This window comes from Microcystis ichthyoblabe FBCC-A1114, from assembly GCF_050500245.1.
In the GTDB taxonomy this organism is placed as follows: Bacteria; Cyanobacteriota; Cyanobacteriia; order Cyanobacteriales; family Microcystaceae; genus Microcystis; species Microcystis ichthyoblabe_A.
The window spans coordinates 2715395-2729768 of sequence record NZ_CP191408.1; the positions used below are offsets into that span (position 1 = coordinate 2715395).

At 40.8% G+C, this 14374-nt stretch carries 9 protein-coding genes and 1 pseudogene; 3 read left to right on the plus strand and 7 right to left on the minus strand.

The window, feature by feature from the left end; translation table 11 throughout:
* Positions 1-98: 98 nt before the first annotated feature.
* The 7 genes and pseudogenes from ACQY1Y_RS12960 to ACQY1Y_RS12990 all read right to left on the minus strand — a co-directional run bounded on the left by ACQY1Y_RS12960 (position 99) and on the right by ACQY1Y_RS12990 (position 9441).
* On the minus strand, positions 99-422 hold the full coding sequence (locus ACQY1Y_RS12960; protein ID WP_430012896.1) for an FkbM family methyltransferase: 324 nt from the start codon (positions 420-422) through the stop codon (positions 99-101).
* A 91-nt stretch (positions 423-513) separates the two neighbouring features.
* Positions 514-684, minus strand: coding sequence for a hypothetical protein (locus ACQY1Y_RS12965; RefSeq protein WP_430012897.1), 171 nt, complete (start codon positions 682-684; stop codon positions 514-516).
* A gap of 21 nt (positions 685-705) precedes the next feature.
* The gene (locus ACQY1Y_RS12970; protein ID WP_430012898.1) at positions 706-2202 is read right to left on the minus strand and encodes a hypothetical protein; all 1497 of its coding nucleotides are present in this window, start codon (positions 2200-2202) and stop codon (positions 706-708) included.
* 56 nt (positions 2203-2258) lie between these two features.
* Positions 2259-3677 (minus strand): FkbM family methyltransferase, encoded by a 1419-nt coding sequence (locus ACQY1Y_RS12975; RefSeq protein WP_430012899.1) that lies wholly within the window; start codon positions 3675-3677, stop codon positions 2259-2261.
* A 26-nt stretch (positions 3678-3703) separates the two neighbouring features.
* Positions 3704-6766: an FkbM family methyltransferase gene (locus ACQY1Y_RS12980; protein WP_430012900.1), complete on the minus strand. Its 3063-nt coding sequence runs from the start codon at positions 6764-6766 to the stop codon at positions 3704-3706.
* A gap of 271 nt (positions 6767-7037) precedes the next feature.
* Positions 7038-7253, minus strand: a pseudogene (locus ACQY1Y_RS12985) (PhzF family phenazine biosynthesis protein); the annotation flags it as partial.
* A 154-nt stretch (positions 7254-7407) separates the two neighbouring features.
* Entirely contained in the window at positions 7408-9441 is a 2034-nt protein-coding gene (locus ACQY1Y_RS12990) for an elongation factor G (RefSeq protein WP_430012901.1), read from the minus strand.
* Between the two features lie 380 nt (positions 9442-9821).
* On the opposite strand from ACQY1Y_RS12990, the gene ychF reads away from it, so the two are divergent.
* The 3 genes from ychF to ACQY1Y_RS13005 all read left to right on the plus strand — a co-directional run bounded on the left by ychF (position 9822) and on the right by ACQY1Y_RS13005 (position 14325).
* Positions 9822-10913 carry a redox-regulated ATPase YchF gene (ychF, locus tag ACQY1Y_RS12995; protein ID WP_043997648.1) on the plus strand — a complete coding sequence of 364 codons (1092 nt, stop codon included), beginning with the start codon at positions 9822-9824 and terminating at the stop codon, positions 10911-10913.
* A 370-nt stretch (positions 10914-11283) separates the two neighbouring features.
* A complete protein-coding gene (locus ACQY1Y_RS13000; protein WP_430012902.1) occupies positions 11284-12258 on the plus strand; it encodes a hypothetical protein in 975 nt (324 codons plus the stop codon).
* Between the two features lie 33 nt (positions 12259-12291).
* On the plus strand, positions 12292-14325 hold the full coding sequence (locus ACQY1Y_RS13005; protein WP_430014675.1) for an N-6 DNA methylase: 2034 nt from the start codon (positions 12292-12294) through the stop codon (positions 14323-14325).
* Positions 14326-14374 lie beyond the last annotated feature (49 nt).

Below are 14374 nucleotides of genomic sequence, written 5' to 3' on the forward strand. Positions count from 1 at the left end.
TTTTTGCTATAGCCCCGATAGAGCCAGCATTCGAGAAAGAGAACATCGACTTTAGCTAGGGTTTTGACGGCTCCTCTAAGTATAGACAACTCCGAGCCTTAGGTATCAATTTTGATCACTTGGGGATGGGGTAAACCAAGTCGGGCAATTGCGTCATCAATTGTTAACATTTGCACCGAGATGGGAGTGGTGGGCTGACTCTCATCACCAGTCTGCAAGAGACTACTGCTCACCACGTCCGTGGAAACATTCATCGTCACCTCGCCGGAGGTTTCACCGAGGGCGTATTTATACAGATGAAAGGAGGGATAGACTCGCAGGATTTCTGAGATTAATTCCCGATAGTCGCTGCTGTAGTCGATGAGGGGTTCAAAGAGATAAAATTCAGCTTCCTGCAGCACCTGTTTGATATAAGTAGTCATGCAAAATAAATTTCCTAGTGAAGACAGGCAAGAGGCAATAGGCAAGAGGCAAAAGCTTTATCGAAATGTGTAATTAATTTTGCTTAGGTACTTAGTAGGACCAGCCACTATTAGAAGCACCCACATCAAAGATCACCCTCGGGGGATAACCTAGGTTTTGTAACCGTTTAAATACCTGTCGATCCAATTGGAGGACTTGAGGATCTAAGTCATCAAGCATTTTTTGGTAATCAGACCTTAATTGCAGTTTTTCAGAGTTCATATCCTTTGAATTTCTCCAGGTTTATCTTTTTCGGTACAATTTCATCCCATAAGTGCCCGTATCTAACTGTTCTCCTGTATCGTACCACTGGGGGAGTGAGTCGCCAACAATTTCTGCTAATCCGGGATTCCAAGATGCTCTAGCACTGGCCCTAGGATCAATGACAATTAATGAAAGATTATCCCTATCCTCTGGTGTCATCTGCCCATTATAAAGGGGGAAATAAACTCGTTTAGCCCGAGACTTGAGGGCGTAGAATGTTTGAAAATCAGCATAGATGTGATCCTGAGGATTAATTTTGTTATCGAGAAAGTTTTGTACTTTAGTATAGTCATTGTTCTCCCATTTTTGTAAGGTAATTTGCGCTAGGGAAGGTAGTCCTAGTAAGTTGGCATACAATAATAAAACTAAAAAAGCTATACTAATAATTGTCGTCTGAATTTTGCCCTTATTTTTTTCTAAAATATTATTAAAACTCCAGCAGATACAAATGATTAAGGGAAACATCGACATCCAACTATAATAAAGTGGATATTTCCCCAGAAAACACATAGTAGTTGGTATGGTAATAACGGTGATCAAAGCAAAAAAGGAAGGAGAACGCCACCGGAAAGATTTGGTCAATAGTTCATAAAATATCAAGATGATCAGCAGTAGTGACAGTGGTGGAAAAGACGGATGCAAGCAGCCACCACACAGATAATCTTTCTGGTCAAAAAGTTTGCTCACTCTGGAAAATATTATATCAATGACACTTCTGTTAAGGTTGGCATTGGCAACACTATGACCCAAAGTCAGACTAACAAAATCATCCCAAACACCATTGGTTGAGTAAAGTGCATAAAGAAATAATATTCCTAAAATAAATCCCCCACTTAGAGCGACAAATTCCCGCCAAAATCTCTGAAAGTTGAAAAGGAGTAGGATAACGCCAAAAATTGTCGCAAAGACCACTGCTGACAATCCAGAAAGGGGAAAGAAAAATCCAATAATTGTCATAGTAAACCATCGAATTTTAGCATCTTTTATTAAAAAAGCCCCCAAAACCAGTGCTGATAAGAAAATGCAGGAAGTGTCGTACCTTCCCGATGTATAAATAAAGGTAATTCCTGCTGGCAAAAGACAACTAACCACTAGGATAATTCTTAGCCAAGAAAACTTAATTAAAGGCAATTTCTTGATGAATAACCAGATTACAGTGATGCTAAGAAGCATTAACACATAATTAAAAAGCCTAACTTTTTCAATACTAAATCCCAAAACTTTTATCCATAAAGCCAGCAAAACCGTATAAAGAAAAGAAGTGCTAACATGGAATTCCTGAGCATTTTGATGATACCAAGCAGCCGAGGTAAAACTGTCGTATAAAGCTAGATTAGCTGCTGGTTCTGCCAATACTACTTCATCTATCCACACGGGTTGTAATCTAGGTCCAAAGAATATGCCTACTAGCAAAAAAGCGATTCCCAAACCGATGAGAATCAAAATTTCACTGGTTAAGGAAATATTTTTTTTCATAATCATTACTCACCTAGTTAGTTAGTTTGTGAAAAAAATGATTGATGCCTAAGTTTCTAGGCTGAAAAATAAGTAGCTGGCATAACGGAAGCAGACCAAAGTAAGGCTTGATGGAAGACATGATAATCTTGGAAAAAGAAAACATTGCCCCAAGAATTATCGAGGGAATAGGCAGAATTACAGTAATAACTAACGTCGGAACTGCCCCAAATACGATAGATAACTAGATGCCAGTGATAATCTCTTGCTTTCATAGCATTGACTAAATCTGGTAATTGATTCATCGCTCCCGAACGTCCAAAGGGGAAATTTTGATCCCAAAATTCCGCGACTACCACGGGATAACGATAGTTACCCATACCTTTGATTACTTCTAAATCAAAGCCTTCTGTGTCAATTTTAACTAAACCAATATCTTTAGGTAATTCCTCACCATCGTGGAGACTAGCTAGGGTTTTAACAGTAACGGGAATAGTATCGGTAAATACTAAACCTTCCGAGAGAGAATGCTTAGTTAAGCTGTTATAAAAGCTGGCATCTTGATAGGTGTTGTCTGGGGTTTCATCGGTGGCTATATGGAGTTCTTGGGTTTGATTTTCGGAACCGAGAGCAAAGGGAAAAAGCCGAAAGTTAGGATGATCACCGAGGCGATTTTTGAGCTTATCGATTACAGCAGGAAAAGGTTCAAAGGCATAAACTTGATAACCAACTTGTAGGAGACGACTAGAAACATCGCCCCGATTAGCACCAATATCTACTGCAAGACGATGGGGAAGATAGGAATATAAATAAGTCATTAATTCGATGTCTAAATCTTGAAAATATTTTTGATCGATAATGACTTTGTATTTTTGAGAGTGAATATCTTCAAAGATTTGGCGGTTATCTTCGCTAATTTGCTGGAGATTTTCTTGTATTTTTTGTATGGTTCCAAAAACAGCATCGCTTTGCTGTTGGTAAGCTTCATAAATTCTCTGGAAAGAATCGATAATTGTATCACTATGTTTTTGGGAGTCTAATCGCACATCGCTGGCTATTTTTTGGAAAGTGTCCAGAGTTAATTCGTGCTGTTTTTGAGATTGGCTGGCTATTTTTTGGAAAGTGTCGAGAGTTGATTCGTGCTGTTTTTGAGATTGGCTGTGATTTGTCTGGAGTTTTTCCGTCAAGACTTGAATATTTTTAATTATATCTACGGAAAATTTGAGCAAGAAGGCTTGATTTTCCAGTGATAAATCAGCCTTTCGCTTGGCTTCTGCATTTTCTTGTCGGATTTGCTCCGTGGAGTTATTAAGTTGCTCAACCTTAAAATCTAAGGGATCAAGCTGATTAAGTTTCTCCAGTTTCTCCAGTTTCTCCAGTTTTTGGAGTTGGTCAAATTGGACACGACTGAGTGAATCAAGTTTTTCTAGAAATAAATCTTTGACTGCTTTAACTCGCTGAACTATTTTATTTTTGGCTAATAATTGTTTGATCATTTTGGCTAGTAATTGGGTAAATTGTCTTAAGCTTGACTGGGAGAATTTTCAATTTTACGGCTAGTTTCAGGAACTAACAAATCTTGACGAATAAAGACCACTTCTTTTTGGAGAAGTGTGCCATCAATGGGGGATCTCCATTCGCCGGTTTCGTCATAATAACGGAAACCAAGCTGATCCAAAAGATTAAGCATTTCATTGAAAACGAGAGCGTCCTGATCATAGCGAATAAAGGAGAGTTCAGCAACGACTAAATCTACCTGAGCGATAAATTCTTTCGCTCCTTCTAAGACGATATGCTCGGCACATTGCACGTCTAATTTTAATATTCCTCTGCCAGAAATTTGCTCATCTGTCGCCACCTGATCGAGGGTTTTTACTGCCACTGTAATCGTTTCATAGTTTCTAAAATCAGCGGGAGTGAGCAAGGAACTACCGTACAAATCGGGGGAAACTTGAAAACTTAACTGACCAGCTTGATTAGAAATGGCAATTTCTAGTAATTCCGCTTTAGGAATATTACAGATATAGTAATTTCTGGCCGATTGCTCGTATTTTGAGATTAGCGGATCAATGAGTATAAAGCGAGCTTCTGGGAATAATTGACTAGCGGTATGAGACCAAATACCGTGGGAAGCTCCCACATCAACCACAAAATCGGGCTGATATTTTTGCCCTCGTAAACGTCGCATGACTTGATATACTTGAGCATAATCTTTATAAATAATTGCGGGAACGGGTGGTTCAATAAAGTGAACCAAATCGATCGGCGATCGAGGTAAAATCGCTTCAAATCTGTCATCGGCTGCTTGTTCTTTTTCTAGGGACTGCCACACCCATTGATCAATACCTTGATCGGAGAATTTTGCCGCTACCTTAACGGCATTTTCTCGCATTCTTTGCTGATTTTCTGGTTTAAGAACGTAGTCCACGGCTGCTGCCAAACTTTCAGGTGTATAATCACAAACCACACCAATTTGAAAGCGATTAATAAAGTTAGCCGCCGAGGTTTTATTACTGCCTAAAAGAATTACTGGGGTGTTAGCGGTGGCGAGGTTAAAAATAATCCGGCCGGGTAAACTAAGGCGAGATAATTCTGTCCGATCATCTCTTTCGTCCATGGTCCCCGTTGGAACAATAACAAAGGGATATGCTTGTAGTTGTTGTCCTAGTTTTTCTTCGGGATAAAGTCCTCGGCTATAAAGTCCCCATTTTTCTAATTCTGCGGCAGATTCTTTGAGCCAATAATAGTTAGAATTGCCATACCAATCTAGTTTAATTCCTGCTCCTTGAATACTCTCTAAAAGAGATTGGAACCATTGGGGACTCCAAATGCTCCCTAATAAAGCTCCCCATTTTTCTTGACAGCGTTGGGGAGAAACTTCGGCAACTTCACTATTAATGAGACGGTGAGGAACGATCGCCGGTAGGAGCCAAAATTTGTAGCCGTACTTATTTTCGTAAGCGTCGCGGAGTTCGGGATGGGTGGCAAAACGAACGGAACATTTGCCTAAAAACTCTTTCATCAAATCATCGGGAATCTCCTGAACGCAGATATTCTGATCGTCCATGATGTAGGTGGCAAGGGGAACGTTAAATAATTCCTTAATAGCGATCGATGTCAGAATATCGCTGGCGTAATAAGGGACACAAAAAACTTTTTGGACTTGATGGTGTCCGAGAGTTTGTAGAATTGATTGAAATATCGCTGGTCGCGACATTTTCTTGTGGTCAAGATGGAAGCTCAAGACCCCGAATTGTTGTTCACCACCATAGTGATTATCGGAACGGATGGAAATAATCTCGCTATCATCGGGAAAGATTCTTCTGACCAAGGCTCCTGTCCCGTGACTTTGATTGACTTCACTAGCGGTAACGATCACACCGCACTTAAGGCTATTTTTCTCGAATTGTTCAAAGCGATTATCGATGGGTTTTCCCTGTTCTAACGATCTCCAGAGCCAATCATCAAAATGATCGGCTTTTAAGCTTTTGGCTAATTTTTGACTGGAATAACGGAGCCGCAGTTGATTGCTTTCTATTCGTAGTTTCTCTATTTCTGCTAATAAGCTTTGAGCTTTATAATCACAGACAGTTCCTAGGTCGAATTCTTTGACGAACTGAGCGGCGGCACTATCTTCACGACCAACAATAATGATCGGAGTATTAGCAACGGCGGTAATAAAGGGAATGCGGGATGGCAAACTCAAACAGGCGAATTCGGGACGCTCTTGCTCGTTTTCAGAACTGGCGGTGGGAACGATTGCAAAAGGGGCTTGACGTAAGTAGTAGATGAGAGCATCTTGGCTGCAGTAACCTTTAAAGAAGATACCATCTTGTTCTAACTCTGCTTCTTGGAATTGCAACCATTGACGGTTAGGATTGCCATACCAATCTAATTTGATCTGGGATTCTCGACATAATTGCCTGAGATTTTCTAGCCAAGTCTGAGACCAGATATTACCGATCAAAATCCCTCTTGCCATAGAATCGGGTGCGGTAATTTCTGGTGGCATTAAATAACTTTCCACTAGAGGCGGTACAAACCAAATTTTCCTTTCGTATTTTTTGCTATAGGCTTGACAAAGGGGCTTAGAAATGCCTAAAATTAAATCGCTGCTATCGAGTAATTTCTGAACTGCTTCATCGTCAACGCCATCAACATAGACATTCTGATCATCCATCAGGTAGGTACAAACGGGGACTTGAAAGAGAGATTTAATCGCTGTGGCTACATAAAAATCTTCGACAAAGTAGGGAATTACTAAGACTCTTTTCGGTTTTAAATAAACAAATAAATTTTGAATTTTTACTAAAATTTCCCCGTAGGAACAACCGCGCACATCTAGGCAAAAATTCTGGACACCAAAATCTTGATCTCCTCCGTAGAGATTGGTGGTTCGTAGGGAGACTATCCCACTGGTATCAGGGAAAATTCTCTTTAAAAGAACCCCGACACCGTGATTCTCATTGATTTCGTTTGAAGATACTATAATATCATAACTTTCTTGGAATTTGTCGGCAAAACTATTTAAGTCTTGTAACGACAAACTAAGTTCTTTTTGTAGTTCCTGATAAGAAGTGAGCATAATGATTAATTTTAATAGGCTTTAGCTATAGACATTTCATTGACTCTGACAGGTTTTCTCTGAAAAACAAGGTATAAACTCGTTTCGCCTACGGCCTCGTCATTAAGATAACTGCCGTATTTTTTCTTGGTTATCCCTCAAGAAATTTTATATTTTTCGATATACCCTGTCAAGTTCATTCTCATCCATCCCACAAAACCGAGATTGATCCTTGCAGGTCTTAATGTTTTAAGATTGTTCATCTCCTTTTTACTGACTTCGGCAACTGCTCTCACAATGACCTTTTGATATCACTTTTTGTTTCCCCATCGGGAATTATCATCTTACCTTGGCAGACCAGAACTGATGCACCACCCAGAGAAACTTCCGTGATTGACCGGTTGTTTTTCTGAAACTTTAATTGTAAACTGCTGGGTCTGCCCATTTCCACTCCTGAGATTATCTTCCATTGATTCATCCCTTCCCTAGAAGATTCTAATCCCCTTAGTTTGAGAATTCCGAGACTAATTTGGGGCAGTATAGCACTAGGATAATCTTATGGAACCCTTCTGTCATTTTTTGCCAGAAAAGGGAGAGATGAGCCAATAAAAGCCCATCTCTTGGTAATTTATCGCTCTACCTTACTGACAGCCAAGAAGACTTTACTTGTTACCATTACCCTGCATAGCTAAAACCGCATCGCGTAGTTTATCTGGCACTTCTTGCAGGTGATCCTCATCCCACTGGAAGAAACCAACCCCCATAGTCAAAGAACGCAATTCAACGATCAAATCGTGCATTTCCGCTTGGGGGAGATAGGCCGTCACCTGATCCCAACCTTTCCACTCCGCAGAAGCTTCAAAACCCTGAATTTGACCGCGTTTGCCACTGATTAACTGTAAAACCTTGGCGGTGTATTCTGAGGGAGCGAGAACCGTCACCGATAGAATTGGTTCTAATAAGACTGGATGACATTTAGGCAGTCCTTCCGTCATCGCTAGACGGGCCGCTTGTTTAAAAGCTTGTTCGGAACTATCGACACTGTGATAGGAACCATCGGTGAGAGTAACATCAATATCCACCACGGGGAAACCCAAAGGACCATGACCGAGATATTCCCGCACTCCCGTTTCCACCCCGGGGATATACTGTTTGGGGACAACACCACCGACAATGGTTTCATGGAAGTGGAAACCTTCCCCCCGGGCCAAGGGTTTAATATCGAGATACACATCACCAAAAGCACCGTGGCCGCCGGTTTGGTGTTTATAGCGTCCGTGGGATTTGGTGCTGGTTTTGATCGTTTCCTTGTAGGGAACTTGGGGTAAATGGGTGGTCATCGGTAGATTATACTTGCGTGCTAGGCGATCGAGGGCCACTTGCAGATGAATTTCTCCCTGTCCCCAAAGAATCACTTCTTTAGTATCACCGTGTTGTTCCCAGTAGAGGGAAGGATCTTCTTCGATCAGTTTCGTCAAAGCTGAACTTAATTTAACTTCATCCTTGCGATTTGCGGCGGCAATAGCGAGAGCAAAGACGGGTTTAAGCTGTAATCCTTTGGGAAGGTCGGGTTTTTGACTGCCGCTGCTCACCACGTCTCCGGTGCCGATTCCCTCCAAACGACCGAGAGCGATAATTTCCCCCGCTTGGGCCTGCTGTAGGGGTTGTTGTTGTTGTCCCATGAGACGATAGATCCCACCAATCCGCACACCGTTCAAGGCCATGCCATCGCTAAGGGTTCCCTGCCAGACTCGCCCTAGGGAGAGGCGACCGCCCTGGGGAGTAAAATAGGTTTTGAGGATTTGTACCACTGCATCTCCATCCGCACTGGGATCGAGACCGCGACGATTGGCAGTAATTGTCGGGGCCGGTGTTTCTTCCACTAAAGCGGTGAGGAGATGACGCACACCATAGTCCCGTTCCGCCATACCGAAGAACACGGGTACTATCTGATCGGCTCCCAGTTCTTGTTTTAAGTCTTGGAGAATTTCTTCCCGGGAGGGGTTAATATCTTCGAGGAGTTCTTCTAAAAGATGATCGTCAAATTCGGCGATCGTTTCCAGCATTTCTTGTCGAGCAATCTGTTCTTCTTCCTTGAGGTGGTCGGGTAAAGCTACAGGGTCGGCGGGACTGTTAGCATGGTAATGATAAGCCTGTTCGTTGATTAAATCGATGAATCCGATAATTTCGTTGTTCTGACGGATAGGATATTGCTGGGGAACAAGGGGACGACTAGAAACGGATTTGAGAGCTTGTAGGACTTCGTTAAAGTGACTATTACAGCGATCCATCTTGTTGATGAAGATTAGATGGGGAATTTCCCAATCATCGAGGAATTTTAGCAAGGGAGCCAGGGTGAGAACTCGATCGACCACCGGTTCACAAACGATAATAGCAGCACCGGCCCCGACGAGGGCATTATAGGTTTCACTGGCAAATTCGATCGAACCGGGACAATCGAGAAAGGTAAAATTTAGGTCTTGGTATTGACTATGGGCAACGGAAACTTCTACACTCATCTGTCGATCCCGCGCTTGCGTGGAACTATCACCAACGGTGTTGCGATCGCTAATTTTACCTTTTCTGGTGATCGCTCCTGTGACGAAAAGTAAACTTTCCAGTAAGGAGGTTTTTCCACTGGAGTAGGGGCCGACAAGGGCCACATTACGCGTGTTTGCTCCGATACTTTGATTCATACAGATACCCCCAAGAATGATTTAGTGATTAGTTGCGGCGATTGGGCGATATTTACACTCGATCGCCCTTGGGAAATATACTGTCATAGCACTGAAAATTACTCTCAGGACGTATTTAGAAGTGAAAGGCCTGTCTTGCCATAATTTTGCCCAGTGCTACAGGTGTATTCTTTCCTACTCTTCACCCTAACTCAGTCTCAAGCATTACATCCCATTCTCGCAATCTCTTGTAAAATCTCGCCTACTTTTAGTTAAGGAACTTGAATAAATGTTAACTAAGCTGTTGACTATCGAGAGTCTTTCTCATCAACCGGATTCACAAAAACGAGGGGCAGCCTGATATAGTGAGAGGTCGGGATGATGTTTATCAAGCAATTTTTATGTTAAAAGCTGGAATCGTGGGACTGCCAAATGTGGGAAAATCGACCCTATTTAACGCTCTGGTGGCTAATGCCAAGGCCGAGGCCGCTAATTTCCCCTTTTGTACCATTGAACCGAATGTGGGTGTGGTATCCGTCCCCGATGAACGTCTGGAGGTTTTGGCTAAAATCTCTAATTCTGAGAAAATCGTGCCGACGCGGATTGAATTTGTCGATATCGCCGGATTAGTCAAGGGTGCGAGTCGGGGGGAAGGATTGGGTAATCAATTTTTGGCTAATATCCGGGAAGTGGACGCGATCGTTCATGTGGTGCGCTGTTTTGATAATGATGATATTATTCATGTTTCCGGTTCTGTGGATCCGGCCCGGGATATCGAGGTGATTAATCTAGAGTTAGCTCTAGCGGATTTGGGACAGGTGGAGAAGCGGGTGGAACGTTTACGCAAACAGGCGAAAAATAGCAAGGAAGCCGCCGAAGAATTGGCTATCCTTGAAAAAATCCTAATTTGTCTTAATGACGGTATTTCGGCGCGAAAAGTGGATTTAAGCAAAGAGGAAGAAGAATTAATTAAAAATCTCGGTTTATTGAGTCGTAAACCGATTATTTATGCCGCTAATGTGAGCGAAGATGATCTGGCCACGGGTAATGATTGGGTAGAAAGTGTCCGTCAAATTGCCCAACAGGAACAGGCAAAAGTTGTGATCGTTTCTGCTCAAGTAGAATCGGAATTAGTGGAATTGTCGGAGGAAGAAAGAAAAGATTTTCTTGGTTCTTTAGGAGTAGAAGAAGGGGGATTAAAATCTTTAATTAAAGCTACCTACGAGTTATTAGGACTGCGTACCTATCTCACCACTGGTCCCCAAGAAACCCGCGCATGGACGATTATTGCCGGTATGAAAGCACCTCAAGCAGCCGGAGTTATTCACTCGGATTTTGAACGGGGTTTTATTCGTGCAGAAACTGTGTCTTATCAGGATTTAGTTAATAGTCGCACGATGAGCGCAGCCAAAGAAAAAGGTTTAGTCAGAAGTGAAGGCAAGGAATACATTGTTCAAGAGGGTGATGTTTTACTATTCCGTTTTAATGTATAGCTAAAAATAAATCAGGTGAGTGTCACCCACCTGATCAAAAGGCTAAACAATTTTACTAAAATAACAGGAGAGCATGACTGAATAAATTCAGTCTTCCTCAATGTTTTGATATAATCCCTCAAGATTTCTGCCCTAAACAATCTCTCAGCTTTTTTCAATCACTTTGGTTAACATTAAACTGAATTTTTTATCTCTTGACATCCTCTAATTTATATTCTATAATCAGGTATAGGGGCAAGTTCTTGTTTAATCAAGATGGCGATTATCTCTGTCCACTAAAAGACTGGTTTGCTAGGAATACAGTCAAGGCTAAAAATAGTCTATCTATTCAACTCTGGGAAGGTTTTTCTCAACAATACAAGACGAAAATATGACCATTTTTGAACGATTGACTAATTTTGTTCACCGAGTATTTAAGACTAATTTAGAAATTTTTCTTGAAGCATTAAAGCACAGCCCTAATGCACAGGGATATGTCAGTGGTTCAATCACGGAGTTGTTGCTAAAAAAGAAACTTGAAGAAGAATATGGATTTGAAGTTAAACGAATTCGTGAAAAATGGGAAGGTAGGAAGCACCCAAATCACCATGGAGATTTTTATTTTCGCAAACCAGAATCTAATCTTTGGTATGTTGTGGAATCTAAAGGCGTAAAGTCAAATTCTGAAAAGTGGCATAAATTGTACAACTTCGAGAAATTAAAAAATTTTCTCATTGCACATTCTGGAAAAATTGATTGGATTGACCAGAAGGGCAACATCAAAGAACAAGTTATCGAATGGATACATCGAGAATTGCCAAAGTTTCAAGATGAATTTTCAACAACCATTTATGAATATGAAGAAATTCAAAACTACAACCCACAACGAGAAACGGCCAAATCACGCGCAGTAAAGGCATTGAAGCATCTTTCAAGAGAAGAAGTAAATGCGTTATTTGACAGCCGCCTCAATTATGTTATGTCAAAGATTCGGGTCTTGGAAACTCACTTTGTTTCTGGCAAATCTGCTTCAAGCAACAGAACTCAAGCAACGCCTCGAAAAGATGAATTTAACGTTATTTCGATTGACATTTTTCTTCGGTATTCAGAGCATAAATTTCTTTTTGCCAACCCCCAACACCTAGAATCATCTGGTGACGATGAAAATCACTTAAAGCAAAATTACATCATGGGATTTGTGTTTACTGATGAATCTGGCAACGCAAGATTAAGTATCACTGATGACTGGTATGAAAATCTAAATGATGTTTACCAGACATTGAAGGAGAAAGATAGTGTCAAAGAAGACGAAATGCAGGTTGATAATAGATATTTAATTACAGAAGAAGCAAATGGAGAGTTGTAACAAATGGACAGAAGACAGCAGCAAACTCGAAAAATGAAAGAGCAAGGATTGTTATTTTCCGAAGATAGCCTGTTACCTGAAAAACTCCCCCAAATTCAGGAATTACGACCTTCTAACAATCTTTCAGCAGTTTTTGAAGAGTGCCATAATTATATTTACGCCAACGAAGGAATGCTCAAAGACAAGATTTTTCACGAGATGGTTAAACTAATCATCATCAAACTTCATGATGAAAAATCTGCCAAGCAATCTGTAAATTTTGGCGTTACAGCAAGTGAATATAAAGCCATCGTCGCCAATAAGTCCGATGAATTTATGTCGCGTCTCAGTCAATTATTTACCTCCATCAAGAATCATTATCGGGGATTTTTCACCGATGACAAATTCAAGTTAAAACCTTTGACTCTTGCTTATATTGTAGGCAGGTTACAGTACATTAATTTAACTAAAACATCTGGCGATATAAAAGGGGAAGCCTTCCAGACTTTTGTAAATAGACACCAGCGTGGAGATAGGGGAGAATTTTTTACCCCTCACCCAATTGTACGCCTTGCGGTTGAAATGATAGACCCCAAACCAAACGAAAAAATTATAGATCCTGCTTGCGGAAGTGGTGGTTTTTTAATTCAAGCAATAAACCATGTTCGACAAAATAATCCAGAGTTCGATATAGCAAGTTTTGTGCAAGAAAGTATTACAGGAATTGAATTTAATCCCGATGTCGCCCTTTCGGGAATGATTCGTTTAGTTTTTGAAGGTGGCACAGGTTCAGAAATTATCTGCACTAATGCGCTTATCGAAGATGAAAAATTAAATAATTCCTTTGATGTTATCTTGACCAATCCTCCCTTCGGAAATAAAGGCAAAGTAGAAGACCAGAAAATTCTTCAATCATATCTTCTTGCCCGAAAATGGCATAAATCAGCGTCCAATGGTTGGGAAGTTTCCCCAACCGTTTTAGCGGGTCAGTCGCCCGATATTTTATTTATTGAGAAATCTATAAAATTATTGCGGGCAGGTGGACGCATGGCGATTATTCTGCCCGATGGTCTATTACAAAATATCTCTAATGGACCGATTCGGCATTGGTTGCGCTCCCAAACAAAAATATTAGGTGTTGTTTCCATACCGCCGGAAGCATTCGTGCCATACGGTACAGGAATCAAGACATCACTTTTAGTAGTTCAAAAATTACCAGCAAACAATGATTCTTGTTTTATGGCACAAATCAAAAAAATAGGCTATGACGTTAAAGGACAAACAATATATAAGCGCAACGAGTCGGGAGTTATAGCCCGAAAAAAATCAGGTTTGCCAATAGTTGACGATGATATAGATGATATTTCTCGCTCTTTTAGGTCATTTATTAATGGGGAATTTGCACAAAACAGCGATTGTATTTATACAGTTAAAAACACCCGGCTCAATTCGAGACTGGATGCCGAACATTATTTACCCAATGACCAAAAATTATTAGAACATCTAAAATCTATTGGGGCGAAACCTTTAGGTGAAATTGCCGATATTTTGAGAGATGCGGCTGATTTTCGTTTAGCTAGGGACAGTGAAATTAGATATATCGCTATTTCCGATGTTGATTATCGTACAATGCAAGTTGTTTCCCAACAAATAATCAAGGCACACGAGGCCCCATCTCGCGCAACTTATAGATTGTACAAAGGTGATATTATTACAGCAATTTCAGGAGCAAGCACGGGAACACCACGCCAAGCAACAGCCCTAATCACGGAAGATGAAGACGGAGCAATTTGCTCAAATGGATTTTCAGTATTAAGAAATATTCAGGGAGTCGAGCCTTTGTTTTTATTAGTATATATGCGAACAGACTTTTTTTTGCGTCAGATTAAAAGGTACATGACAGGTCATGCTATTCCTACTATTTTAGTAGATGATTTGTCTAAAGTTTTAGTGCCTATTCCACCCCAATCTGAACAGCAGAGAATCGCAAAAAGTATGACCGAAATTCAAGCAATTAGAAAAGAAGCGTTAAAGGCAAGTGAGAATGTTGTTAACGAAATGAGTCTTCTACTTGGCCAATTTGAGTAAAGCAAAAAGCAGGTTAAGCTTAGAAAAGGTCTTAAGGTGGTTGATTTAT